Annotated in this window: 19 protein-coding genes, 1 tRNA gene and 2 pseudogenes; 15 read left to right on the top strand and 7 right to left on the bottom strand. The window is 60.4% G+C overall.

Annotated elements, in window-relative coordinates:
• Window positions 1-104 precede the first annotated feature (104 nt).
• Both F3W81_RS08570 and F3W81_RS08565 read left to right on the top strand, forming a co-directional pair.
• Window positions 105-188: transfer RNA gene (locus tag F3W81_RS08570), tRNA-Leu, on the top strand.
• A 375-nt stretch (window positions 189-563) separates the two neighbouring features.
• Entirely contained in the window at window positions 564-1,763 is a 1,200-nt protein-coding gene (locus tag F3W81_RS08565) for a cryptochrome/photolyase family protein (protein ID WP_264298902.1), read from the top strand.
• 542 nt (window positions 1,764-2,305) lie between these two features.
• Here the strand turns inward: F3W81_RS08565 and F3W81_RS08560 are convergent.
• Window positions 2,306-2,677 carry a winged helix-turn-helix transcriptional regulator gene (locus F3W81_RS08560; RefSeq protein ID WP_226941920.1) on the bottom strand — a complete coding sequence of 124 codons (372 nt, stop codon included), beginning with the start codon at window positions 2,675-2,677 and terminating at the stop codon, window positions 2,306-2,308.
• A gap of 76 nt (window positions 2,678-2,753) precedes the next feature.
• Here F3W81_RS08560 and F3W81_RS08555 point away from each other — a divergent pair, with 76 nt between their 5' ends.
• A complete protein-coding gene (locus tag F3W81_RS08555; protein WP_193083175.1) occupies window positions 2,754-4,259 on the top strand; it encodes an amidohydrolase family protein in 1,506 nt (501 codons plus the stop codon).
• 504 nt (window positions 4,260-4,763) lie between these two features.
• Here F3W81_RS08555 and F3W81_RS08550 read toward each other — a convergent pair.
• The 3 genes from F3W81_RS08550 to F3W81_RS08540 form a co-directional block, all read right to left on the bottom strand.
• Window positions 4,764-5,045 (bottom strand): hypothetical protein, encoded by a 282-nt coding sequence (locus F3W81_RS08550; RefSeq protein ID WP_193084069.1) that lies wholly within the window; start codon window positions 5,043-5,045, stop codon window positions 4,764-4,766.
• An 85-nt stretch (window positions 5,046-5,130) separates the two neighbouring features.
• Complete coding sequence (locus F3W81_RS08545; RefSeq protein WP_193083174.1) at window positions 5,131-7,614, bottom strand: excinuclease ABC subunit UvrA; 2,484 nt, start codon at window positions 7,612-7,614, stop codon at window positions 5,131-5,133.
• Window positions 7,615-8,136: 522 nt separating this feature from the next.
• The gene (locus tag F3W81_RS08540) at window positions 8,137-8,499 is read right to left on the bottom strand and encodes an aminoglycoside phosphotransferase family protein (RefSeq protein ID WP_264298901.1); all 363 of its coding nucleotides are present in this window, start codon (window positions 8,497-8,499) and stop codon (window positions 8,137-8,139) included.
• 80 nt (window positions 8,500-8,579) lie between these two features.
• Here F3W81_RS08540 and F3W81_RS21025 point away from each other — a divergent pair, with 80 nt between their 5' ends.
• The 3 genes from F3W81_RS21025 to F3W81_RS08530 all read left to right on the top strand — a co-directional run bounded on the left by F3W81_RS21025 (window position 8,580) and on the right by F3W81_RS08530 (window position 10,677).
• A complete protein-coding gene (locus F3W81_RS21025) occupies window positions 8,580-8,702 on the top strand; it encodes a hypothetical protein (protein WP_264298900.1) in 123 nt (40 codons plus the stop codon).
• A gap of 411 nt (window positions 8,703-9,113) precedes the next feature.
• Complete coding sequence (locus F3W81_RS08535) at window positions 9,114-9,626, top strand: P-loop NTPase family protein (RefSeq protein ID WP_193083172.1); 513 nt, start codon at window positions 9,114-9,116, stop codon at window positions 9,624-9,626.
• Window positions 9,627-9,942: 316 nt separating this feature from the next.
• Window positions 9,943-10,677 (top strand): prephenate dehydrogenase/arogenate dehydrogenase family protein, encoded by a 735-nt coding sequence (locus tag F3W81_RS08530; RefSeq protein ID WP_193083171.1) that lies wholly within the window; start codon window positions 9,943-9,945, stop codon window positions 10,675-10,677.
• A gap of 12 nt (window positions 10,678-10,689) precedes the next feature.
• On the opposite strand, the gene F3W81_RS08525 is transcribed toward F3W81_RS08530, so the two are convergent.
• Complete coding sequence (locus F3W81_RS08525; protein ID WP_193083170.1) at window positions 10,690-11,385, bottom strand: FadR/GntR family transcriptional regulator; 696 nt, start codon at window positions 11,383-11,385, stop codon at window positions 10,690-10,692.
• A gap of 170 nt (window positions 11,386-11,555) precedes the next feature.
• Between F3W81_RS08525 and F3W81_RS08520 the strand changes: the two genes are divergently transcribed.
• From F3W81_RS08520 to F3W81_RS08495, 6 genes and pseudogenes are all read left to right on the top strand, one after another.
• Complete coding sequence (locus tag F3W81_RS08520) at window positions 11,556-12,347, top strand: transporter substrate-binding domain-containing protein (protein WP_193083169.1); 792 nt, start codon at window positions 11,556-11,558, stop codon at window positions 12,345-12,347.
• Window positions 12,348-12,401: 54 nt separating this feature from the next.
• Window positions 12,402-13,076, top strand: coding sequence for an amino acid ABC transporter permease (locus F3W81_RS08515; protein WP_193083168.1), 675 nt, complete (start codon window positions 12,402-12,404; stop codon window positions 13,074-13,076).
• On the top strand, window positions 13,073-13,810 hold the full coding sequence (locus tag F3W81_RS08510; RefSeq protein ID WP_193083167.1) for an amino acid ABC transporter ATP-binding protein: 738 nt from the start codon (window positions 13,073-13,075) through the stop codon (window positions 13,808-13,810). The genes F3W81_RS08515 and F3W81_RS08510 overlap by 4 nt, the downstream gene beginning before the upstream one ends.
• A 22-nt stretch (window positions 13,811-13,832) precedes the next feature.
• Window positions 13,833-15,086 (top strand): aminotransferase class V-fold PLP-dependent enzyme, encoded by a 1,254-nt coding sequence (locus tag F3W81_RS08505; protein ID WP_226941919.1) that lies wholly within the window; start codon window positions 13,833-13,835, stop codon window positions 15,084-15,086.
• Window positions 15,083-16,504, top strand: coding sequence for a dihydropyrimidinase (gene hydA / locus F3W81_RS08500; protein WP_193083166.1), 1,422 nt, complete (start codon window positions 15,083-15,085; stop codon window positions 16,502-16,504). Before F3W81_RS08505 ends, hydA begins: the two co-directional genes overlap by 4 nt.
• Before the next feature lie 35 nt (window positions 16,505-16,539).
• Window positions 16,540-16,920 (top strand): annotated as a pseudogene (locus tag F3W81_RS08495) (transposase); the annotation flags it as partial.
• 958 nt (window positions 16,921-17,878) lie between these two features.
• Here F3W81_RS08495 and F3W81_RS08490 read toward each other — a convergent pair.
• Window positions 17,879-17,995 (bottom strand): annotated as a pseudogene (locus F3W81_RS08490) (IS3 family transposase); the annotation flags it as partial.
• A 162-nt stretch (window positions 17,996-18,157) separates the two neighbouring features.
• The gene (locus F3W81_RS08485; RefSeq protein WP_193083165.1) at window positions 18,158-18,772 is read right to left on the bottom strand and encodes an FMN-dependent NADH-azoreductase; all 615 of its coding nucleotides are present in this window, start codon (window positions 18,770-18,772) and stop codon (window positions 18,158-18,160) included.
• A 128-nt stretch (window positions 18,773-18,900) separates the two neighbouring features.
• Between F3W81_RS08485 and F3W81_RS08480 the strand changes: the two genes are divergently transcribed.
• From F3W81_RS08480 to F3W81_RS08470, 3 genes are all read left to right on the top strand, one after another.
• On the top strand, window positions 18,901-19,797 hold the full coding sequence (locus F3W81_RS08480; RefSeq protein ID WP_193083164.1) for a LysR family transcriptional regulator: 897 nt from the start codon (window positions 18,901-18,903) through the stop codon (window positions 19,795-19,797).
• A 217-nt stretch (window positions 19,798-20,014) separates the two neighbouring features.
• A complete protein-coding gene (locus F3W81_RS08475; protein WP_193083163.1) occupies window positions 20,015-23,203 on the top strand; it encodes an autotransporter domain-containing protein in 3,189 nt (1,062 codons plus the stop codon).
• Between the two features lie 119 nt (window positions 23,204-23,322).
• The gene (locus F3W81_RS08470) at window positions 23,323-24,096 is read left to right on the top strand and encodes a DeoR/GlpR family DNA-binding transcription regulator (protein WP_193083162.1); all 774 of its coding nucleotides are present in this window, start codon (window positions 23,323-23,325) and stop codon (window positions 24,094-24,096) included.
• The last annotated feature ends 213 nt before the right edge of the window (window positions 24,097-24,309 follow it).

Below are 24,309 nucleotides of genomic sequence, written 5' to 3'. Positions count from 1 at the left end.
CGGGGCATTTGCCCTCTCGGGCCGGGTTTACAAGGCCGGTTTTGCGGCTATGGTCCGATGGCTCGCCTTTCCCCCCTTGCTTTGCCGCAGGGGCCGGGGCGCGCGCCCGCGTGGTGGAATGGTAGACACAGAGGACTTAAAATCCTCAGGCTTTAGCCGTGCGAGTTCGAGTCTCGCCGCGGGCACCATAAGGTGGCAGATTTCGAGTGTAGGAGAGCCAGTCTGCTCACACACCTAACGCACACAGTCTCCTTTTGGTTTTGATTTGTTTCATCAGTTGGTGCGGCGGCTCGAGGCTGCTCTGCTTTGGGCGCTCTACTTAGGGCGCGTCTGCTCCGCGCAGTAATGTCCTCTGCCATCCCCTGATAAGGTGGATGGCAGAGGAACTGGAATAAGATGAAGATTACTCAGCTTCCGCGTTGTTCGACGTGTCAGGCCCAAATCCAACCTTCGTGCCAGGCGCAGCGGATGACAAGTGTCAGCCCTTTCCATATGACGGGCAAAAGGGGGCGTGCCTGCGGCTTTTTCAAAACCTAAGAGGGCAAGAAATCACAGAAGTGGTCATGGCCAACCCGGTTGATTTCGTTGCCGAACGTCGCCTTCGTGAGGCCGCCGATGACACAGGCATCGAACTTGATATCCTGCCCTCTCCCGGCTTTCTGAACAGCCCGGCCGACAATCTTGAATGGTCGCAAGGCCGTAAGCGCCGGTTCATGGCAGATTTCTATAAAAGCCAGCGCCGCCGCCTGGACGTGTTGATGGAGAATGACCAACCTCTGGGCGGGAAATGGAGCTTTGACGAGGACAACCGCAAGAAGGTGCCAAAGGCGTTGCTGGCAAGCTTGCCCTGGATCGATTGGCCCGGCCATGACGCCATCGATGAGGCCGCAAAAGCAAGCGTTCTTGCCGAATTCCCAAACGCGACAGGCAGTTTGGAAAAGCTCTACTATCCGACCTCGCACGCGGGTGCCGCCGCTTGGTTCGATCAGTTCCTCGAGCGGCGACTTGACCGGTTCGGCGACTTTGAAGATGCTATTGTCGCAGATGAAAGCTGGCTCTGGCATGCCATTCTAACCCCTGTGCTGAATATCGGGCTGCTCACCCCGAGCCAGGTGCTGGACACCACGCTTACTTATGCAAAGCGCAGGGATATCCCTCTGAATTCGCTGGAAGGTTTCCTCCGTCAAATCATCGGTTGGCGTGAATTTATGCGCGCCACCTATGACGACCTTGGTGTCCCCATGCGCCGTACGAACTATTGGGGCCACCACCGCCCTATGCCCCATACCTTCTATGACGGCACAACCGGCATTGCCCCGCTAGACGACACGATCCGGCGCGTGCTCGCGACCGGTTATTGCCACCATATCGAGCGGCTGATGGTGCTTGGTGGCTTCATGTTCATGTGCGAGATCGACCCGGACGACATTTATCGCTGGTTCATGGAGATGTTCGTGGACAGCTATGATTGGGTCATGGTTCCCAATGTCTACGCTATGAGCCAGCACGCAGATGGTGGGTTGATCACCACCAAGCCTTACTTCTCCGGCTCAAACTACATCCGGAAAATGAGCCACTGGGACAAAGGACCTTGGACGGAGGTCTGGGACGGATTGTATTGGCGTTTCATTTTCAAGCATTCAGGTGCGCTCGCAAAGAACCCGCGTTGGGCCATGATGTGCCGCACGGCAGAGCGGATGAAGCCTGAAAACAAGGACTGCCATTTGAAGATTGCCGACAAATTTCTGTCGCAACTGAATTGAACAAAGCAGAAATACACAAGAAACTGCGTCTCCCTAATAGAAGACATTACTGCAAAAAGAGTAAAGTTCAGCTTTGTCCCGCACTGCGGAAATTCCGACCCCGCCGGGGTTCGCAAGCGCGGCGAAGGGCTGCTTCGGTGGGCCGCGCTGCAGCATTCCGATCCGAGGCTGATGGTCGGCATTGGGCCGGGAGCGCCGTCTTGCCTTCGGTTGATCCGCCCAATGGCACTGTCCGCTCTCTGCGCACTGCTGCCCTTCGTGCTAGGCGCAGCGAATGACCGTTTTCCGCCCTCCGTGTCAGATGCTGCATCTGCAAAGCCGACGCGTGCGACCGGTAAGAAAGGGCTGGCTGCGACCCGCTGTGGTGACCCCCGAGGCGGTTTTTTTGGGGGGGGCGATGACCTCGTGCTGCACAGCCGCAAGTCCGGTCACATACCGAAGTGCTCGATTTTGCCGGGGAAAGGCATGTCTGTTCCTGCGTAAGAGATCACAACCGCAGTGAAAGCGCCTGTGTCCTGACCGCGCCTTCCGCAACTTTTAAATCAATTGCAGGTGGCTTCCGCATTTCGGGCGTTTTCCTCTATGAGCAAATAATTGGTGGACGCCCATTTGCAGAGCGCAAGTAATGGTTCGACAAGGGTGTGGCCTAGCTCTGTTAGGCTGTATTCGACCCAAGGCGGGTTCTTTTCGGCAAAGACGCGGCGCATCACCAGACCGTCGCGTTCTAACCCACGCAGCGTCACCGTCAGCATTCGCTGAGAGATATTTTCGACTTCTCGGCGGATCTGATTATAGCGCTTCGGCTCTTCCGACAGGATCAAAATCACCAAAACGGTCCACTTATCGCCAACCCGCGACAGGATTGGAGAAATTCGCTCACAATCCCCGGGTACAGACATGTTCCCTAGTTTCAAAAATGTGCCTCCTTGTGCGATTTTACGCGTCCGATAGGTAAGTAACGTATTAATAGTTCGTTAGAGGAAAAACACAATGTGTGAGCTTTGCAACGTGGGTTTGCCGCACCGGCAGCCCGGCACGACACGTCGGAATTTCATGCGCACGGCGATGGCCAGTGCGGCGGCTGCGGCCTTTCTGCCGGGCTTCATGTCGCGCCCGGCCGCTGCGCAGACCACCCCGGCCGGTGTTGGTGCCCCCGGTCGTCGTACCTTGATCAAGGGCGGCCATATCCTGAGCCTTGATGCGGCGATTGGCGACTTCACCGGCGATGTGCTGATTGAGGGTACTAAGATCCTAGAAGTAGCACCGTCCATCGACGCAGGTGACGCAGCGCAGATTGATGCCTCAGGCCGTGTTGTGATGCCGGGGTTCGTCGACACCCACCACCACCAGTTCGAAACAGCGCTGCGGTCTTATCTGCCGAACGGGATCATGTTTCCCGATCCCACTCGCCCCGGTGCGGCAAATTATCTGGAAGATATTCTTGGTAAGTTCTCCAAGGTCTACCGTCCCGAGGATGTCTATATCGCGCAGCTTTTCGGCGGCCTAAGCCAGCTGGATGCAGGTGTGACGACCGTGCTTGATGTCTCTCAGATCCATCATTCGCCCGCTCATTCCGATGCGGTGATCGAAGGGATGAAAGCTGTTGGTCGTCGCGGTGTCTTTGGCTACTTCGAAGGTTATGGTCCTGATCTTGCCTATCCCCAGGATGCGCGTCGGATCCGTGACGCTTATTTCGGCACTGATGATCAGCTGCTGAGCATGTTGATGGGAGGAGAGGTTTACCTGCCCGACGTCGATCCGTTGAACCTGTGGAATCTGGCGAAAGAGCTTGATCTGATGGTCGGTCTGCATGTCGTCGGATCGTTGGGCATGCAGGAAACCATGGACCGACTGATCCCGCATTACACGGATAAGCACTTGTTCATCCACATGACTGGAATGTCAGATCAGGCTTGGGACCGCGCAAAAGAAGTTGGGGCTCATGTTTCCCTGTCGGTCCCGATCGAGATGCAAATGCGTCATGGCATGCCACCGATCCAGAAGGCGATCGATATGGGGATGGAGCCATCCTTGTCTGTTGACGTGGAATGCACGATGACAGCGGATTTCTTTACACAGATGCGCGGCGCGATCACGCTGCAACGCGCCATGGCAAACCAGATTGCGTTGGAACAAGGCCCGACCGAGGCACCTGCGTTGCTTGATGCCCACGAGGTCATCAAGTTTGCAACGATCAACGGTGCAAAGGGTCTGAAGCTGGACCACAAGACTGGATCGCTGACACCAGGCAAAGAGGCCGACATCATCCTTCTGGATGCGAATGCGCTGAACGTGGCGCCGCTGAACAACGCGGCCGGTGCCGTGGTGACTCTGATGGACCGGTCCAACGTGGAATCGGTTCTGGTGGCAGGGCAAATCAAAAAGTGGAAAGGAATATTGGTCGGGCAGGACATCCCAGCGTTGCGCGACAAGATCGTCGCGTCGCGGGATTATCTTTTTGAAACAGCTGAAGTCGATATTCCGCTGTTCGATTGAATGAAACTGCCGCCGCTTTCAGAGTGGCGGCAACCCCAGTTTACGAATAAATTGAATAAACTAATTCATCGCAAAATATCATCCGTTTTGGGGTGGCCGCTTCGTCAGGCATAGAGCATTTCAGCGCTCTCAGTGCGACCGATCTTCAACGCTAAATTTGTAATTGGTTTGATGCCGCTCCGCCAAACCAGTCATTGGCTCGCTCAAGGTCAAAGTCCGGATTGTCCCCAGTGCAGACGGTTGGGTGTGCTTGAATGATGCAGCTGCAGCGAAAGGCAGATTCTGCACGCGGCATCGCAGCTTGAAATGTCGCTCGATCTCGTCAGAAGGCTGAGTTTGCAAGGGCGGCTCCCTGCGCATCTCTGCCGGTCGAGCAGCCTGCAGCATCAACCAGCGATGCTGCAACGCGCCGAGCGTCAGCTTTCGGGACGTTGCACTTCTGATTTTGCGCCTGCAGCATAGCTCTCGTTGCACCTGGCTTTACCGTTGCGAAAGGGGAGCAGGTCATGCAGCATGAAGATACCGGACCGAAACCGTCTCAGGGCTGGCTGCAGTCGACGGCAGGCAGTCCAAAGGCGTCGCCCAAGCCTGGTGCAGGGAGTAGCGAGGCGCTGACACGACCAGCGTGAAGCGACTCTTTGTTGCGAACGGAAGTCGTTCTCGCTGAAATGTCGGCAGGTCGAAGTCCTGCGCCAGCTCGATCACGGTCTTCTCGCCCTTGATCGCGGCAACCGCCATTTTCGCCTTGAATGCCGGGCTGTGGTTCCGGCGTGGTCGTCCTGCCATGGCCTGCTCCTCGCTCGCAGCATCATGCTGCTGTTGCGCGAAAAATCCACTTATCCCGGCTGTTCAGATTTCCGGAACCACCTCTCTATGACGGGTCTGTCGCTGGAAAAAGGAAGGGGGCAGTTTTGCTGCTTTTGGAGCGGGCCACCTCTGCCGGCGGCCCTTGTTCCACCACCTTGCCGCCTTCGTCGCCAGCACCGGGGCCGATATCGACAACCCAGTCACTACGCCGTGCGACAAGCATGTTGTGTTCGACCATGATGACGGAATTTCCCGCGTCAACCAGCCGATCGAGCTGTGCCAGCAACAGGGTTACGTCCGCGGGATGCAGACCGGTCGTGGGTTCGTCCAGAACGTAAAGCGTGTCGCTGCGTTGTGCGCGCTGTAGTTCCGTTGCCAGCTTGATCCTCTGCGCCTCGCCACCGGACAGTTCTGTCGCGGGTTGGCCAAGGCGCAGATACCCAAGGCCGACCTGACGCAAGGCCGCGATCGCGCGAGTGATTGCGGGGTCGTCGGCAAAGAAGTCGTGCGCCCGCTCCACCGTCAGATCGAGGATCTCTGCGATGGTCTTTCCATTATAGCGGATGTCGAGCGTCTCGTCGTTGTAGCGTTGCCCGCGACAGACCGGACAAGGCGCATAGACGCTGGGAAGGAACAGCAGTTCGACGCTGACGAAACCAGCGCCTTCGCAGTTCGGGCAGCGGCCCTTGACCACGTTGAAGGAAAAACGTCCGGCGTCGTAGCGCCTTGCCCGCGCTTCAGCTGTTGCGGCGAACAACTTGCGCACATGGTCGAACAGTCCGGTGTAGGTTGCAAGATTGGACCGCGGCGTGCGGCCGATAGGTTTCTGATCCACAACGACCAGACGCCGGATATGCTGCATGCCATCGACGATGTGGCCATCGATCGGGGTGTCCAGTTCCCTCTCCAGCAGTTCCGGTTCGTTGTCAGTGGTCTCGGCCACTGGCTTTTGCCCCAAGGCATCACCGACGAGTGCAACGAGCGCTTGGCTGACAAGGCTGGACTTGCCTGATCCGGACACGCCCGACACCGTTGCCAAAACCCCCAGCGGTAGATCAACATTAACTCCGTGAAGGTTGTTGCGGGTGACCCCTGCCAGACGCAGCCAGCCTTTCGGCTCTCTGGGGGTGCGGTCGCCAGCGCGGGCGTGATCAAACAGATGCCGCGCGGTGTGCGAGTTCTCTATCCCGCGCAGGCCATCGAACGGGCCGCTGTAGACGACAGTGCCGCCATCGGTGCCCGCGTCCGGACCGACGTCCACGATCCAGTCGGCGTGCCGGATGACATTGACATCATGCTCGACCACGAAGAGAGAGTTGCCAGCGCCTTTCAGGTCATCCAATGCACCCAGCAAGGCTTGGGTATCAGAGGGATGAAGCCCCGCCGACGGCTCGTCCAGCACATAGACCACACCGAAGAGTTGCGACCGGATCTGCGTGGCCAGTCGCAACCGCTGCAATTCCCCCGGCGACAGGCTGACAGTATTCCGTTCCAGCGACAGATAGCCAAGGCCAAGGCGCGTCAGAGCTGCCACGCGGGCCATGATGTCGCGGGATATCCGTTGCGCAACGATTGTCTTTTCGGGGCTTATGTCATCCGCCACCGGATCCCGGTGCGCTGCGGTGTCTAGCAATGTTGCAAGATCGCTCAGCGTCAGCCGTGAGATCTGTCCGATATCCAGCCCCTCGAAAGTGACCGACAGCGACTCGGGTTTCAGCTTCTTGCCGTCGCACGCCGGACAGACGGAAATATCCATGAACTGAGAGACGCGCTTTTTGGTCCGCTCGCTTTGCGTCGTGGCAAAGGATTTCAACACATAATTCCGCGCACTGGTGAAGGTGCCCATGTAGGTGGGCGAGCGGTTCTCTTCCCGCGCCCGTCGCGTTTCCTGCGGTGTCATCCGCGCATAGACGGCTACCTCGGGGGTGTCGTCCGTGAACAGGATCCAGTCGCGGGTGTCGCGTGGCAGATCTTGCCAAGGTGTGTCGATGTCGTACCCCAGAGAGATCAGAATATCGCGCAGGTTCTGCCCGCCCCAGGCCGGGGGCCAACCGGCAATAGCACCGTTGCGGATCGTCAAGGTTGGATCGGGGACCAGCAGGTCTTCCGTCACGTTGAACACGCGGCCGATGCCGTGGCAACGTGGGCACGCACCGTCGGGCGTATTGGGCGAGAAAGCATCTGCGTAGAGGATCGACTGCCCCTTTGGGTATTCACCAGCACGGGAATACAGCATCCTCAAACCGTTGGAGATCGTCGTGACACTGCCCACGGACGACCGGGCCGATGCGGTGCCCCTTTGCTGCTGCAAGGCGACGGCCGGTGGAAGCCCGCTGATGCTATCCACGTCTGCTTCGCCGACCTGGTCTATCAACCGCCGCGCATAGGGGGAGACGGACTCGAGAAACCGTCGCTGGGATTCCGCGAATAGCGTGCCAAAGGCCAGAGAAGATTTCCCAGAGCCCGAAATCCCAGTGAAGACGACCAGCGCGTTGCGCGGTATGTCAATATCGACGTCCTTGAGGTTGTGAACGCGCGCGCCGCGCACCTGAACACAATTCTCACGATCATCTGGAACGGTTTTACTTATGCTCTGGGTGATCTCATGACCTCATGTGCTGTTTTAGCAATTGGTGGTAGCCTTGTAGGATGGCTTTCGCCTGCCAGAACGGATCGACAGTGAAATCTCCACTGATTGTGGGGGCTTAGTCCTGACGGCTGGCCAGAACCTATTCCGCGAGTTCATTGTGGCAAGGTGTCACGAGTGACAGATCGCTGAAATATGCACTCGCGGCATTATCTTCACCCAGATCTGCGCATCTCTTCCGGTAGAGCGGTCTGCAGCGTCATCGATCGCCGTAGAGGCGTGCCGAGTGTCAGCTTTCCGGAATTATGGCGCGGGATCGCATGGCTGCGGCGTAGCTATCGATGCGCTTGGCGTGACTGTCGCGTTTGGGTTGGCTGCGGCCCGCTGATGTGATCACAGAAGCGGCTCTGCGTGCTTCCATGGGTGCCGCGCTGCCGCAATTCTGCTTCCGAGCGCAAAGTTGCCAGTCATGACGGTTGGTGCTTACGGCGTCTTGGGCCAGATCAGGTCTTCAAGATCCTCTAGCTTTCTGACGGAAGACTGCCATTCAGTGATTGCGATGCCCCGCATGTCACTCGCCCCATGGAGCATCATCAGCGTCGTCAAGCGTCGGCGCATCGCATCGTCATAGTCCTCTGCGGGCACACCATAGCCTTCAAGGAATGCCCGGAGGCGGTCGGGGACGCCCGCGCACATGAAGGCGCTCGGTCCCAGGAGATCGTATTCGCGCCAGCCTGTCATCACGTCGCTTAAGTCGATGACCGCGGTGAGCTGCCAGCCATCGGACGTTTCTGTCAGAAGCAGATTTTCTGGAATCCATTCCCCGGGGAGGATAACCGGCTGCACGTCTGCCGGCAGTACTGAAGGCACCGCCTGTAGAAGGCTGGCAGATCGGCCAATAGGGGCGCCTCCAAGCCCTGTCGACTATGCCGCTTGATACATCCTTCGGCCTGACGTTTGATGACGTCGGGCCAGATCGGCTGCATCTCAAGCAACTCACCGGGATCGACGGCCTGGACCTCTGCAATCGTGCGCCCGATGTCGCCTAGAATGGCGAGGCGTTCTCGTTCGGATAGCACCGGCCAGACCTCGGAGCCGACTGTTCCGGCCAAAGGTTCATGTTCCTCTCCCGCCTGTCTTGCCGGATAAAAAGCTAGAAATGGCAGAGGTGCAACGGCAGCTTCGTCCGCACTCCGAACAGTCGACATGGGATAATGCTGCAGCCACATCCAGCGTCCGCTCTTCTCTGAAACCGGGCAACACGAAATATGACCCTATCCGATGCAAGGGCCGAGATGGACCTGTACCGCCGTGAACCCGACAGGATGAACGGGAACACACAGAGCTTTTATGACCTGACCTCCGACGCCGATACCGGGATCAAACGTCGGGTCATTCGCTATCTGGAGCTCCTGCAAAAATCGACCGGCACTAGGCATCTGCCATAACGAGACGAGGCGATGTTGACGCCTCTGCGCGACGGTCAGCCAATTGCACGGATCATGACGGAACATGAGGCGGACGAGATCGCGGCGGCTCTTCAAGAAGAAATGCCTTGGATGGCCCAGGCAAAGGACGTCTTCTCGCATGGCCTGAGGGCCTCTGCTTGTGAAGGGCTGCCCGGTCTGCGGTTCAATCCTCTTGCGCTGGTGGGGTCGCCTGGGATCGGGAAGAGCTTCTGGGCGCGCCGCTTGGCGCATCCTCTCGACGTGCCCACCACGCGCAGTGATGCCGCGGGGGAACCTGCGGGAGGCTCCTTGGTCGGGACACAACGCGGCTGGGGCAGCGCGCGCCCTGGTAAGCTGATACAGACCGCTCTGCGCGAGCGTCATGCAGGGCCTGTTGTGATCATTGGTGAACTGGAAAAAACCGGAAATGGTCCTCGACGCCATGTCCGACGCTATCCAGCTAACCGTTTCTGCCGGGCGGATGCCGCGCTTGCGGAGTTCAAACCGCATGCAGGACCGTGCTGAACTGTTGGCGAAGCGACCGGTTATGCACTGACATCAGCAGGTCACGACGCTGAGCGTGGGAAGAGCGTCGGCAAGGCAGTGCGGGGCAAGGCCCGGGTTAAGGCGTGTGGATTGACGCACACGTGGCAAAGCTTGCGTTGACCTGAGGGGCAGATGCGCGCTAGGTGAGGCCCATGATGTTTTGCGCACTCCCCGTCGCGACGCTTTATTATCCGCTGCCATAGGTAGCGGACCATTTACGTGTTCACCGCTGTCACAGGTCAGCGGTTCACCATCATCAGCATGTGACTCTGGCCGGTTTCCCAGGATCAGGATCATGCTCTCACACTCCACATCTGTCACGATTGTCGGTTTCGGCGCCTTTGGCCGGATGATCGCCGCGCATCTCGCGCTGCATTGCGCGGTCAGCGTCTATGATCGGGGCCTGCCACCGGGCCAGACTCCTGCGCAGGTCCGGTTTCTGACGGGGCCACAGGAGATTTGCGGCGACATCGTTATTCTGGCAGTGCCGGTTCAGGCGGTGGCGGAGTGCCTGAGGGAAATCGCGCCGCATTTGCGGGCCGGGCAGATGGTGGTGGATGTCTGTTCGATCAAGGAGGAACCGGCGCGTCTGATGCAGGCGATGCTACCGGAGGGGGTGGAGATTCTGGCAACCCACCCGATGTTTGGACCAGCCAGCGGGCGAATGGGCGTGGCGGGGCTACAGATCGTGCTCTGCCCGCTGCAGGGCAAAGGTTGGCGGCGGCTGGCGGTGTTTTTGCGGCGGGGCCTGAAGCTCGACGTCATCGTGACCACCCCGGAGGAGCATGACCGGCAGGCGGCCATGTCTCAGGGGTTGATCCATCTGCTGGCCCACGCAGTGCAGACATGGGGCGAACGGCCGACGATCCGCACCAAAAGCTATGACCTGTTTGCCGAGGCGCTGGCCATGGTGCGCGACGATGCCCCCGAAGTTTTCGAGGCGATCACCCAACGCAACAGCCACGTCGCCACGCTGCGCGAACATCTGTTGCAGACGATGGGGCCACGCCCGCTGGCGCCGCTGGAGTGACCCCCTCCCGCGTCAGACAATGTAGCCGGCGCAGGCCGCGGTGTTGCGGACATGGGCGCGCATAGCTTCTGCGGCGGCATCGGGGGTGTTCTGCGTCAGGGCCTGCAGGATGACGTGATGCTCTTGTATCGAGGCCTCCATCCGCGCGACGGCGGTATTGGGAATGGGCACGCGCTGGCTTTCGGTCAGCATCTCGCGCACCGAGCGGTAGAGCGATTTCATCATCTCGTTGGGGCAGGTCTCGGCGATCAGAGCGTGAAAGGCGAGGTCGGCCTCGACATGGCTGACCAGATCGCCGTCGCGCCAGGCACCTTCGAAATCGCGGTTGGCCTGCTCCAGCGCGTTGGCGACCTCAGGTGTGACCAGCGGGCAGGCGAGGCGGCAGAGCTCTCCCTCGATCAGCAGGCGGGACTGGAACACGTCGAGGATGCTGTATTGCGACACGAAGCGCCACGGCTCCGTTGCGGCGGGCTTGGCTTGGGTGCCGAGCACGAAGGTGCCGCGCGCCGGGTAGGTCTTGACCAGGCCGAGGGTTTCCAGCGTCAGCAGGGCTTCGCGCAGCGAGGCGCGTGATACGCCGAGCTGTTCGGACAAGGCCCGTTGCGGCGGAATCTTCTGGTCCTTGGCCAGCGCACCAGAGCGGATCATCTCCTGCAGCTGCCGGGCGATGGTCTGGGTGACGGGATCCTTGTTGGAAGGTGGCTCCATGAAGTGCCTTTCAAAGCAGCGGTAAGGGATCGTATAGCGGCAAATTTTCCCGTGACCAAACATCAAGCCTTGATCGGCGGCCTCTGTCATGGTCCAGATTGGTCGTACCGGTCAGACCGGTCTGACCAGTTTGGCGATAAAAAACCACTACCAACAGGGAAAACCACTCAATGATCAGAAAAACAGGACCACTCGCCGCAATTTCGCTCGTTGCGATGGCGGCTTTTGCGGGCGCGGCTGCGGCGGACACGCTTCAGGTCGGCGCAAATATCGGCAACGTGCCGTGGGAATTTCAGGATGACACCGGTGCCTTCACGGGTTTTGAGGTCGATCTGATCGATGCCGTCGCCGAAAAGCTGGGCGACGATGTTGAAATCGTCAATATTCCGTTCAACGGCCTGTTCTCGGCCGTGCAGTCTGGGCGCATCGACGTCGCGATGTCGTCGATCACCATCACCGACAAGCGCCTGGAATCGGTGACCTTCGCGCAGCCCTACTACGACAGCGACCAGTCGCTGACCGTCACCGCCAATGGCCCGGCCTCGCTGGACGAGATGAGCGGCAAGGTGATCGGTGTCGACACCGGCTCCACCGGAGACATGTGGGCGACCGAGCACAGCGCTGAGTACGGCTTTGCCGACATCAAGCGGTATGAGGGGCTGTCGCCAGCGATGCTCGACCTGACGGCGGGGCGGATCGACGGCTATATCTCGGATATTCCGGCGCTGCTCTACTACGTCAAGGACAAGCCCAGCCTGAAGGTCGTTCAGCGCATCGAGACGGGCGAGAAATACTCCTTCATGTTCGCCAAGGATGCGCCGTTGGCGGGCGAAGTGAACGAAGTTCTGACCGCGCTGAAACAGGACGGCACCATCGCGTCGCTGCATGAGAAATGGTTCGGCGTGATGCCGGAGGACACCACTTCGACTGCGACGGTTCTGCCGATGCCTTCGCTCGACTGATGCAACCCGGCGCGGGCCTGCTGTATGGCCCGCGCCAGCCAATGAAAGACCCCCATGGACTTTTTTGATACCTTTCTGAACCTTGCCGTGCTGCAGCGCAGCCTGCCCATGCTGTTGCAGGGCCTCTGGCTGACCCTGCAGCTGGGGGCGGCGAGTATTGTGGCCGGGCTGATTGTCGGGCTGATCGTCGCCATGCTGCGGATGTATGCGGTGGCGCCGGTGCGCATCGCGATGCGGATGTATATCGATGTGCTGCGCTCGATCCCGCTGCTGGTGCTGCTGATCGTCATCTACTACGCGCTGCCGTTTCTGGGGCTGCGGCTGTCGTCCTTTGCCTCGGCGCTGGCGGCGCTGACGCTGGTGTCGGGCGCTTATACGGCCGAGATCTTTCGCGCCGGGATCGAAGCGATCCCGAAAGGCCAGTTCGAGGCGGCTTCGGCCCTCGGGCTCAGCCCGCAGCGCACCATGACGGATGTGGTGCTGCCGCAGGCGGTGCGCATCGTCATCCCGCCGCTGACCAACAATTCGATCAACGTTGTCAAGGACACGGCTCTGGCCTCGGTCGTGGCGATGCCGGACCTTTTGAAGCAGGCGACCCAGATGCAGGCGCTGACGGCGAACCCGTCGCCGCTGATTGGCGCGGCGATCCTCTATATCGCGTTCCTGTGGCCGCTGGTGTTGCTGGTGTCCTATCTTGAGCGGCGTTTCAATTCGGGGAGGCGCGTATGAGCGGCACCATCAGCATTCGCAATCTGCGCAAATACTACGGCGCCTATGAGGCGCTGCGCGGCATTGATCTGGAGATCGAGCGGGGCGAGGTGGTCTGTGTCATCGGGCCGTCGGGGTCGGGCAAGTCGACCCTGATCCGCTGTATCAACCGGCTGGAGGATTTCGAGGCCGAGAGCGAGATCCGCGTCGATGGCACGCCGGTGATCCCAGGGCGGTCGCTGGCCAAGGTGCGCGCCGAGGTCGGCATGGTGTTTCAGGGTTTCAACCTGTTCCCGCATCTGAGCGTGCGCGAGAATGTCATGCTGGCCCCGCGCCGGGTGCGCGGCACCACGCGCGCCGAGGCCGCTGTGCAGGCCGACCGCCTGCTGGCCCGCGTCGGCATCACCGAACAGGCCGACAAGTACCCCGAGCATCTGTCAGGCGGTCAGCAGCAGCGCGTCGCCATTGCCCGTGCGCTGGCGATGGAGCCGCAGGTGCTGCTGTTTGACGAGCCGACCTCGGCCCTCGATCCGGAGATGGTGGGCGAGGTGCTTGACGTGATGAAATCGCTTGCCGGGACCGGTGTGACGATGATCGTGGTGACGCATGAGATGGGCTTTGCCCGTCAGGTGGCGGACCGGGTGATCTTCATGGACGCCGGTGAAATCATCGAAACCGGATCGCCGGAACAGGTGCTGGGCCAACCACAGGAAGCCCGCACCAGAAACTTTCTCAGCGCCGTGCTGAACCACTGACTTACGCATTTTAGGACAGAATATGACCGAGACCAAAGACGTGATCGACATGGACTTCGTGCAGTCGAATTTCCCCGGCATGGCATCCGGCTGGGTGTTTTTCGACAACGCCGGGGGCAGCCAGATCGTGCAGGGCGCGCTGGACAGGATCAACGAATTCCTGATCCACCGCAACGTCCAGACCGGCGGCAGCTACGAGGTGTCGCTGGCCGCCGCCGAGGGGCTGAAGCTGGGCCGTGAGGCGGCGCAGGTGATGGTGAATGCCGCGCGCACGGATGAGATCGTCTTCGGCCCCTCGACAACGCAGCTGATGCGCACGCTTGCGGCCTCGATGCGGCGGCAGTTCCAGCCCGGTGACGAGATCATCGTCAGCCATGCTGATCACGAGTCCAACATCGGCCCCTGGGACGAGCTGCGCGAATACGGCGTGGTGATCCGCAACTGGTCACTGGACGCGGACAGCATGACGATGCGGCTTGAGGACCTCGCACCGCTGATGAACGCGCGCACCAAACTGGTCTGTCTGCACCATGCCTCCAACATCCTTGGCCGGGTCAATCCGATCAAGGAGGTCGCGGCTTTCGTGCACGACCATGGCGCAAAGCTCTGCGTGGATGGCGTCGCCTATGCGCCGCACCGGGCGATCGACGTGCAGGACTGGGATGTCGATTTCTACGTCTTCAGCCTGTACAAATGCTATGGGCCGCACACCGCGATCCTCTATGGCAAGTACGATCTGCTGGCGGATCTGGACGGCCAGTACCACTATTTCTACGGCAAGGACAAAGTGCCCGGCAAGCTGGAGCCCGGCAACCCCAACTATGAGCTGGCCTATTCCACCGTCGGTGTGGTCGACTATCTGGCCGAACTGGGGCGCCGCTCAGGCGGGGCGGGTGACAAGCGTCAGCTGCTGGAGGCGGGCTACGCCGCGATGCAGGCGCAGGAGGCGGTTCTGTCGCAGCGCCTGCTGAGCTGGCTGGACGCCCGCAACGATTGCCGCGTGATCGGCCTCGGCTTTGACGAGCGCCGCGTGCCCACGATCGCCTTCAAGGTCGAGGGGCTGGATTCCGGGGCGATTGCCAAGGCGATGGATGCCTACAAGATCGCGATCCGCTTCGGCGATTTCCACTCTCGCCGTCTGATGCAGGATCTGGGCGAGATGGACAGCAGTGGCGCGGTGCGTGTCTCCATGGTGCATTACAATACGCTGGCGCAGGTTGACCGGATGACCGAGGCGCTGTCCGAGATCATCTCGCAACAGGCCGCCGCCGCATGAGCGCGCCGCATGATCTGGCGATCCGGGGGGGCACCATCGTCACCGCCTCGGACAGGTTCCGCGCTGATATCGGCATCAGGGACGGCCGTATCACCGACATCGCCGCCGAGATCACCGGCGCGCGGGAGGAGATCGACGCAACCGGCCTGATGGTTCTGCCCGGCGGCATCGACGCCCATGTGCATCTGGCGCAGCCGACCTCGGACGGCACCGTCATGGCGGATGATTTCGAGAGCGGCACGCGCTCGGCTGCGGCGGGGGGCAATACCACGGTTCTGCCCTTCGCGATGCAGGTCAAGGGAAGCTCTCTGCGCGACTGCGTCAGCGCCTATCACGCCAAGGCCGAGGGGCAGTGCTATACGGATGTATCGTTTCATCTGGTGATTTCCGACCCGACACCGCAGGTGCTGGGGCAGGAGTTGCCGGCGCTGGTGCGGGATGGCTATACCTCGTTCAAGGTGTTCATGACCTATGACGATCTGGTGCTGAACGACGCCGAGCTGCTGGAGGTTTTCGAGGTGGCGCGGCGGGAACGCGCGCTGGTCATGGTCCACGCCGAGGGCCACGATGCCATCAAGCACATGACTCGCCGCCTTGAGGAGCAGGGCAAGACCGCCCCCTATTACCACGCCGAGGCGCATCACCAGATTGCCGAGCGTGAGGCGACGCACCGTGCCATCAGCCATGCCCAGCTGACCGATGTGCCGGTGATGATCGTGCATGTCTCTGGCCGCGACCCGATGGAGCAGATCCAGTGGGCCAGGAAGCGCGGCATGAAGGTGCACGCCGAAACCTGCCCGCAGTACATCGCCCTGACCCGCGATGACCTGAAGGGGCTGAACATGGATTTTGAGGGGGCGAAGTATGTCTGCTCTCCGCCGCCGCGCGACGCCGACAGTCAGGCCGCGATCTGGGAGGGGCTGAGGGACGGCACCTTCGAGGTCTTCTCCTCGGATCACTGCCCGTTCTTCTTTGAAAACAGCGAGGGCACCGGCAAGGACAACCCCCGTGCCCGGACATCGTTCAAGTGGGTGCCGAATGGTATTCCGGGGGTCGAGACGCGACTGCCGATCCTGTTTTCAGAAGGGGTCAGCAAGGGCCGGATTTCGCTTGAGCGGTTCGTGGCGCTGACCTCGACCAATCCAGCCAAGCTCTATGGGTTGTACCCGCAGAAGGGGGCGCTGGTGATCGGGGCGGATGCGGATATCACGCTGTGGGACCCGACGCGCACCGATACGATCCGGCAGGAAAACCTGCACCACGGTTCGGATTACACGCCCTACGAGGGGATGGAAATCACCGGCTGGCCAGTGCGCACCATCCTGCGCGGTCAGACCATCGTAGTGGACGGTCAGGTTGTCGCGTCCAAGGGGCAGGGGGCGTACCAGACGCGGGGGACAAGCAGCGCCCTTGCCTGAAGCAGGTCGCAAAGGATGATGCGCGGGTCCGTTTTTTGCGCACCATCCCAAGCGTTGGCGCTGTGACCGCCTCGGCAATCATCGCCGGCATTGGTGATGGTCATCAGTTCCGCAATGGCCGCGAATGCGCAGCATGGTTGGGTCTGACACCTGCGAATATATCCAGCGGTGGGAAAGAGACACTCGGACGGGTCACGAAGATGGGTGATCAATGCTTACGATCATTGCGCGTCGTCGGCATGACCTCCCTTGTCCGACAAACGCGGTCGCACCTCGAGCGCGCAAGCAAGTGGATCACCTCACTGCTGGAACGCAAGCCAGCGCGCGTCGCAACTGTCGCTATGGCCAACAAAACGGCAAGGATTGTCTGGGCAATCGCCATCCGCAACGAACCCCACACGCCACACGCTGCCTAAAGGAGAATGAACAACGAGTTAACAAGACCTGCGAGATGATGGTGCATAAGTCTGCCGCCGAAACCAAGACGCTCCGCCGAATGGCAGGGGCGGAACAACCCGCTAAGCTGATAGGAACTTGGTTTGCGCAACCCATCCACTGCCCGGCAGGGCATTGCGCAGCAATGTCCCGAGAGGGAGGGCCAGCGGTCAAAACCGCGCAAACAGGCCGGACACATGAGTGCTTCTGACAAATGCACAAATCACTTCAAAAATGTCTGGCTATGCAGGAGCCATCCACACATGCCATGCGCTGCGCACCAGCGGCGGCTGTGTGCTTGGGCACGCTGACACATAGCAGTGCGTTCATTGAGACCAATTTCCAGAACTCACGAACCTCATTTTGTTCTTTATTTGTTTGTGTGAGCATAAGTCCCGCAAGCCACTGACCTCGACGGATTTCTAAGCAACTTAAAATCCTCAGGCTTTAGTCGTGCAAGTTCGTGTCTCGCCGCGGGCACCATAAGGTGGCAGGTTTCGAGTGCAAGAGAGCCAGTCTGCTCACACACCTCACTCACACAGTCTCCTTTTGTTTTGGATTTATTTCGCCAGTCAGTGCGGCGGCTCGAGGCCGCTCTGCTTACGGCGCGTCGGCTTGCGCGAGCTCTGAAATAGGCAACCATTTCGGCACTCTGACCGGTGACACCCTGGATCTCGGCGTTGCTGCGGCCAGCTTCTGCGAGACGGATGATCGCGAGTTTACGCAGACCGTGCAGGCTGTATTTCTGGGCGGGTTCCCCTCAGGTTTTTCGCCAGGTCCTGAAGGCGCTTTCAACTCCCCAGTACCCGATCGGTGTCGTCGCGCAGATCATCGGGGCAATAGACTTCGAGACATGGGCGGCGACGGATCATCAATTCCGGCTGAAGCAACCCGCCCTCGCGCCTGCTCCGCGCGATAACTTCCTCTGCCTTTCCTGACCAATGCTGCGTGTCGGCGGCGCGGATTGCAGAAGCCGTTGATGTATCCGAAGATCGCCATCTCAGCTTAGCGCCTCGTTTCCCATGACTGTCGCCAGATGAGCTCTGCCTTGATGGTCATGGTCGACCGCACTCTCCCTGTCGTCCCTCGGCGCGCCGAGGAACGCCACGTGGTCGGCGCTCCGGGTCTGGGCCTGAAAGCCCAAGATCCCCGAAGAGAAATCTATCGCCCGGTCGAGATTGGCCGGGACAGAACAGTCGCTTTCCGTCCCGCTCACCGTCATGCAGCAGCTGCCTTGATTTTGCCTTCTATGCTGCTGACGAAAGCATCCATCGTTAATTCGCCAAGATCGACAGCCTTGGCACCGCCACCTGCCACGAACGTGATATCCTCGATACCAATGACATTCAGCAACAGCCGCAGGTATTGCGTGGCGATGTCGCGCGCCGCGATGGGCGAGCCTTCGGTGTATACGCCGCCCGACGCCAGAAGGATACTGGCTGACGTTCCGGTCACGAGGCCCTTGCCGTCATGACCCAGTGTAAGACCCTTGCGCACGATGTGGTCGATCCACGCCTTCAGCACCGCAGGGACATTGTAGTTGTAGACCGGCGTTCCGATGGCGATCTCGTCGGCGTCCAGCAGTTCGGCGACCAGTTCGTCGGACAGGGCCAGCGCCCCTTTCATCTCCGTCGTATGGAGATCCGGGGGGGTAAAATAGGCTTGCAGCCAAGGCGCGGTGACGAAGGTGAGGTCGGTTTTCATGAGGTCACGCACAACGACGTCGCCATCGGGATGCGCCGCGCGCCATGCGTCGACAAAGCGACGGGTCATGTTGCGTGACACCGATGCGTCGCCGCGCGGGCTGGATTCGATCACAAGAAGCTTGGGCATTTTGATATCCTTTGATTGCAGTGAACGGCCCGGTGAGCGGGGCCGGCATGACACGCAGGATGACATTTCTTCACGCCCTTCCAGAAGAGATCAAATTATGATCAACTCTATCTGAAAAGGAGATGGAGATGATTGGAGCGCTCACTCTCGACCAGCTGCGCGTCCTCGTGGCTATCGCGGATACCGGAAGCTTTTCGGCTGCCGGACGAAGCCTTGGTCGCGTCCAGTCCGCGATCAGCCAGTCCGTCGCCTCCCTTGAAACCGTGCAGGGGGTGGAAATTTTCGACAGGTCTGGCTATCGCCCGGCCCTGACGGAGACCGGTCGCGTGTTGGTCGAACAGGCACGGCTGGTGTTGCGCGGGGCCACGCAGTTCGAGATGGTCGCTGCGAACAAACGGGGCGGGCTGGAGCCTGAACTGGCGCTTGCCATCGACCCGCTGGTTGCCAGTGCTCCGTTCATCGACGCCCTGCGCGACCTGAGCCAGACCTATCCCGATCTGCCCATTTCCTTCTCGACAGAGGGTCTGGGCGGGTCGCTGCGTCGTCTGCGTGACGGATCCGCCGCACTCGGGATCTGCACATTGCTGCCAAGCGTTCCAGATGATCTGGTTGCCTATCCTCTGTCACGGACCGTGATGCGGCCAGTCGTGGGCGCAGGACATCCGCTGGCCGCAGTACGGCGGCCGGTGTCGACCCACGAACTCGAACCGCATGTACAGCTCGTGCTGTCCGACCCGGTGGATCCCGCAGGTCAGAACTATGGCCTGGCCAGCGCGCGGCTCTGGCGGTTTGCGGATCTGAACCGACGCTATGACTTCGTGTTGGCGGGATTTGGCTGGTGCCGGATGCCGGAGCATCTGGTTGCCGATGCGCTGGCTGACGGGCGTCTCGTCGAACTGGAGATCCAGGACGACACGGCGCCGCGCGACGGTTTGACTATCTTTGCCGCTCACGCCCGCGATCGTGTGCTCGGACCGGGAGCTACCCATCTATTATCAGCATTGCGAAAACGGTTCGCGGCTTAGATCGGGGATGGTTCGCACCAGCTCCTGCATGTCCGAGATGCAGCATCGATGCCGTCGTCGCCAGCTAAATCATCAACGTGCAACACAGCCGTCTCTAAGCATCAGGGGGAAAATGTTAGATAACTAACATGATGTTGTAAAACTGACACGTGAATCGGTCAGGAGTGTCCTGCGCCCCTAGCGCCGCCCCGCATTCAGATAAATCTCGCAGGACCTAATGACCAAATATTCGACCGAAACGCAGCACGGGCTGCGCCGTCCCCACATCTCCCTCAGGCTTGCCCTGCTCAGCGGTGTCGCTGCTGCTGGTCTGCTCGCCGCGCCGGCGACGGCGCAGACCAACGGTGCGCTCCGCGTCCTCAGCTTCAACACCTGGGGAGACCAGTTCCGGAACAATCTCGACGCTATAACGCCGCTCTTCGTCGATGGAGGGTATGATATCATCGCCTTTCAGGAACTGCGCAACGATACCTACCTGACCGGTCTTCAGCAGCGTCTGCGCGACGCCGGGCTGGGCGAATACACCTTTTCCAGAATCGGTGACAGCGGCGTTCTGAGCCGCGTGGCGGGCACCGGTGCGACCAACTCCAACGGCGATGGCGTCGCCTATCAAACGACGGATGCGGCCAACGGCATTCCCGAAACCGTTTTCGGGTCTGTGCACCTTGATTACCACGATGACTCCGTTCAGCGTCTGAAGGAACTGGCCGGCATTACGGAGTGGGCAAAGTCGACCAACCGTTCCGTCGTCCTGGTCGGCGACTACAACGCGGCTGACGTCTCCGAGCGTGGCCTGAACCGCGCCAGCCAGCAAAAGCTGATCCTGCAGAACTACCTGCGCTCGGGCAACAGCTTCTACGGCACGCTGCTGGACCAGTATGCCGTAGAGCCTGCCGCAATGTCGCAATTCATCTCCGAGAACACGGGCAAGTCACTCTCACTCGACGACATCCCGGATGCCCTCTTCGCGGACGAGATGTACCCCATTCTGGACAACCTGCCGGTCTCGATGAACAAGATGAAGCATGACTTCATCATGCTGCAGACAGAGGCCCAGCGAGAGCACTTCGCGCCCCATACGCTTGGTGACGGCAGCACGACATGGACCTCGGTCGAAGAGGATGCCACCAACACCTGGCCCAGCTGGGATCGTGGCGCGATCGACCACTTCATGGTGTCACGTCCCTTCGGCAAGTGGTGGACGATCGCCAACCAGGACGGTGACGCCTACACCGGCGTGCTGGACCAGACCGACGTCACTTCCAGCGGCAAAGCCTATTCGGATCATGAACTTGTCGCCCATGACCTCGCCTGGATCGGCCCCAAACTGGAATACGAAACAACCGCCGATAAAACCGAACTGACCCGTCTTGTCTGGAGCAAGGAAGCCACCACCTTCGACAAGACCGAGGGTGAGTTTTATCTGACGCGCAACAACATGCGCAACGACGTCTACCTTGGTCAGGTGTCGGACGCGGACGGCAATCCGATCCTCGACTGGCTGAGCGACAGCGAAAAGAAGACCCTGCTGGACTGCACGACAACAGATGCGCGTCTGGCACAGGCCGTCAGCGACTATTGCATCGACGACCACAGCTTCATCTCTGAGACACTGATCAAAGACGGCGGGACGGTGCGCGTGGACGAAGACGCCGCACTCGGCACCTCGGCGGCGAAACTGCGCCTTGATAACGGTGGCCTCGCGATCTCGGGCAGGCAAATGACAGCGCTGGATCGCGAAGTCAGCCTTGAGGGTACGGGCGGCTGGCTCGATATCCGCGACGCCGATGCTACGGTCGTGGCCCGCAAGGAAATCTCGGGCAGCGGATCGCTGGAAAAACGCGGCGACGGCACGCTGATGCTTGAGGCCGACAACAGCTATACCGGCGCAACTGTCGTCTCGAATGGCCTTCTGGTCGTTAACGGGTCAATCGAAAAATCCTCGGGCGTGAGCCTGATGCAAGGGGCGGCAATCGGCGGGAGTGGCCGGATCGGATCGCTGACCGTCGGCAACGGTGCCACCCTGGCCGCTGGCAACAGTATCGGCGCCCTGACGATCAACGGCGACCTGACCATCGATCCCGGTGCGCGCTTCGAGATCGAAGTCAACGCTCAGGGCGACTCTGACGTTGTCACGGCCACCGGCGACATTTCGATCGGCGGCGGAACGGCAATGGCGCTGGCCGCTGCGGGCGACTATGCGCCGCGCACACGCTATACCGTGCTGAAATCCGGCGGCACCGTGGCGGGGCGCTTTGATGACGTTACCTCGTCTCTCGCCTTCCTTGACGCTGCCCTCAGCTACAGCACGCAGGATGTCTCTCTGACGCTGGAGCGTAACGACACCGCTTTTGATCGGGTCGCGACAACAGCAAACCGTCGCGCGACAGCGGCAGGGGTCGAAAGCCTCGGCTTCGACAATGCGCTGTTCGACAAGGTCGTGATGCTGGATGCCACCTCGGCCGATCTAGCTTTCGATGCGCTCTCGGGCGAGGTGCATGCCGCCACCCTGACCTCGCTCGCCGCGCAGGGCAACGAGCTGCGCGACAACGCCCTTTCGCAGCTGCGCAGCTACACAGGCAGTGAAAAACCGGCGTTCTGGATGCAGAGCTACGGCGGGCAGTCCGATATCGACGGCGGCGAGACCAGTGACCTGAGCCGCTCCTCCTTCGGCACCCTCCTCGGGGTGAACGGCATGCTGGACGGTGAATGGATCTTTGGCGCCATGGCCGGTTTCGGCAAGGACGCAACCCGCCTGGACGGTGCGAATGGCAAATCGGAAAGCGACTTCAGCAACCTTGGCGTCGTCGGCGGGCGAGACTTCGGTGCGGCCCGGATCACGGGCGGGATCACCTGGACACACAGCAAGATCGACACAACGCGCGGCGTCGCCTTTGCTGATTTCGCCGATACACTGAGTGCAGATTACGACGCCGATACGACGCAGATCTTTGCCGAGGCTGCCTATGACATCTCGCTTGGCAAGACAGGTCTGCAACCCTACGCCAACATCGCCCGCGTTTCGGTCAAAACCGGCGGCGCTACGGAAAATGGCGGTGCCGCGGCACTGAACGTTCAGGGCAACAACTACGACGCGACCGTGGGTGAACTGGGTATGCGTGCGAACCTACTGGTCTTGGAAGGGGCCAACCCGGTGCGTCTGTCTGGTGAACTTGGCTGGCAACACGTCTTCGACGCCAACACGCCGAGTGCCAGCATGGCCTTCGCAGGAGGCGACGCCTTCACCCTCCGCGGGACCGGCCTTGCCGAGGACGTGGTCAAGGTGAACCTGTCGGTTGGCATCGATCTGACCGACAGCACGGCGCTTTCGGTCGGCTACACCGGAGGCTTTGGCGATGCGGGGCAAAGCAACAGCGTTGCTGCCAGCCTGAAAGTGAATTTCTGATCCCTCTTAAAAGACAGAGACAGGCCGCGGCAGGACACTGCCGCGGCCATTTCATTGGAAAAGAGACGGAAAGCAGGCGATAACACCTGCATCCGAGGTCGAGATGGGTGCCCCTGAACATGGACGGCGAAGACAAGAAAAGCCTCAGGCAACGCCTGCTGATGGAGCAACTTGAAGCGCAGCGCTATATTTCACTCGACGAGATCGCGCGCCGATTTTCAGTCACCCAGCAGACCGCACGCCGCGACATTATGGAACTGGAGCGCCACGGCAAGCTCCGCCGTCTGCATGGCGGGGCAATGATTGCCAATTCGATTGAGCCGAGCGAGCTGCGCAGTCGACGCATCCGCAATGCTCAGGCCAAAGATCGGATCGGCGCCTGTGTGGCCGGGCTGGTCGAGGACGGCGCATCCCTGTTCCTTGATACCGGCACAACCTGCGAGGCCGTTGCCCGCGCGCTCGTCAGTCGCCGGAACCTACGCGTGGTCAGTTATAGCCTGCGCATCGCCGCCTATCTCAGCGAGGTGACCGATTTCACCATCGCCGTGCCGGGAGGCTTCGTGCGCCAGGTCGATGGCGGCGTTTTCCAGGAACAATCTCAGTCCTTCATCTCGGGCTTCAAGTTCGACATGGCAATTCTTTCCGTCTCCGGGATCGACGACGAAGGCGACCTGGGCGACGATGACCAGGCAGAGGTGGAAACGGTGCGCTCTGCCATGAGACGATCCCGCAAGGTCCTGCTCGCTGTGGACAGCAGTAAATTCGGCCACCGCGGCTTGGTACGGCTCGGCTCTCTCTCGGATGTGGACCTGCTGGTTTCGGACGCGCCGCCCTCTACTGCCATTTCCGTGGCCACAAGAGCAGGCAATCTTGCCTTTCATCAAGCGAGCTGATCCGGACGAGCCTTGCCCCGAACGCATTGAATAAAAAGGTATATGCCGTGCTGTTCAGCCGCTGCTGATCCGCCAGTATGCGGTATTTTGGTCCAGAGAAAATCGCATGAGGTTTCCGTCAAGGCAGTTGCACGAAAGCGAGTCACGATTCCAAACGCGCTTTGTGACCCTCGCCAGAAATGGTCATCTCAACCTGCCTGACAAATACGGTCG

The organism is Pseudooceanicola spongiae (assembly GCF_014899185.1).
Lineage (GTDB): Bacteria > Pseudomonadota > Alphaproteobacteria > Rhodobacterales > Rhodobacteraceae > Pseudooceanicola > Pseudooceanicola spongiae.
Note: the sequence above shows the minus strand (reverse complement) of the source record. Positions and strands in the feature narration are given on the sequence as shown.

What these genes read in the sequence shown, in the direction of transcription:
- F3W81_RS08555 (WP_193083175.1), top strand. Translation starts at nt 2,754, where the DNA reads ATGTGTGAGCTTTGCAACGTGGGTTTGCCGCACCGGCAGCCCGGCACG.
- F3W81_RS08530 (WP_193083171.1), top strand. Translation starts at nt 9,943, where the DNA reads ATGCTCTCACACTCCACATCTGTCACGATTGTCGGTTTCGGCGCCTTT.
- F3W81_RS08510 (WP_193083167.1), top strand. Translation starts at nt 13,073, where the DNA reads ATGAGCGGCACCATCAGCATTCGCAATCTGCGCAAATACTACGGCGCC.
- F3W81_RS08535 (WP_193083172.1), top strand. Translation starts at nt 9,114, where the DNA reads ATGTTGACGCCTCTGCGCGACGGTCAGCCAATTGCACGGATCATGACG.
- F3W81_RS08515 (WP_193083168.1), top strand. Translation starts at nt 12,402, where the DNA reads ATGGACTTTTTTGATACCTTTCTGAACCTTGCCGTGCTGCAGCGCAGC.
- F3W81_RS08505 (WP_226941919.1), top strand. Translation starts at nt 13,833, where the DNA reads ATGACCGAGACCAAAGACGTGATCGACATGGACTTCGTGCAGTCGAAT.
- hydA (WP_193083166.1), top strand. Translation starts at nt 15,083, where the DNA reads ATGAGCGCGCCGCATGATCTGGCGATCCGGGGGGGCACCATCGTCACC.
- F3W81_RS08550 (WP_193084069.1), bottom strand. Translation starts at nt 5,045, where the DNA reads ATGGCAGGACGACCACGCCGGAACCACAGCCCGGCATTCAAGGCGAAA.
- F3W81_RS08565 (WP_264298902.1), top strand. Translation starts at nt 564, where the DNA reads ATGGCCAACCCGGTTGATTTCGTTGCCGAACGTCGCCTTCGTGAGGCC.
- F3W81_RS08485 (WP_193083165.1), bottom strand. Translation starts at nt 18,772, where the DNA reads ATGCCCAAGCTTCTTGTGATCGAATCCAGCCCGCGCGGCGACGCATCG.
- F3W81_RS08470 (WP_193083162.1), top strand. Translation starts at nt 23,323, where the DNA reads ATGGACGGCGAAGACAAGAAAAGCCTCAGGCAACGCCTGCTGATGGAG.
- F3W81_RS08520 (WP_193083169.1), top strand. Translation starts at nt 11,556, where the DNA reads ATGATCAGAAAAACAGGACCACTCGCCGCAATTTCGCTCGTTGCGATG.
- F3W81_RS08475 (WP_193083163.1), top strand. Translation starts at nt 20,015, where the DNA reads ATGACCAAATATTCGACCGAAACGCAGCACGGGCTGCGCCGTCCCCAC.
- F3W81_RS08525 (WP_193083170.1), bottom strand. Translation starts at nt 11,385, where the DNA reads ATGGAGCCACCTTCCAACAAGGATCCCGTCACCCAGACCATCGCCCGG.
- F3W81_RS21025 (WP_264298900.1), top strand. Translation starts at nt 8,580, where the DNA reads ATGCCGCTTGATACATCCTTCGGCCTGACGTTTGATGACGTCGGGCCA.
- F3W81_RS08480 (WP_193083164.1), top strand. Translation starts at nt 18,901, where the DNA reads ATGATTGGAGCGCTCACTCTCGACCAGCTGCGCGTCCTCGTGGCTATC.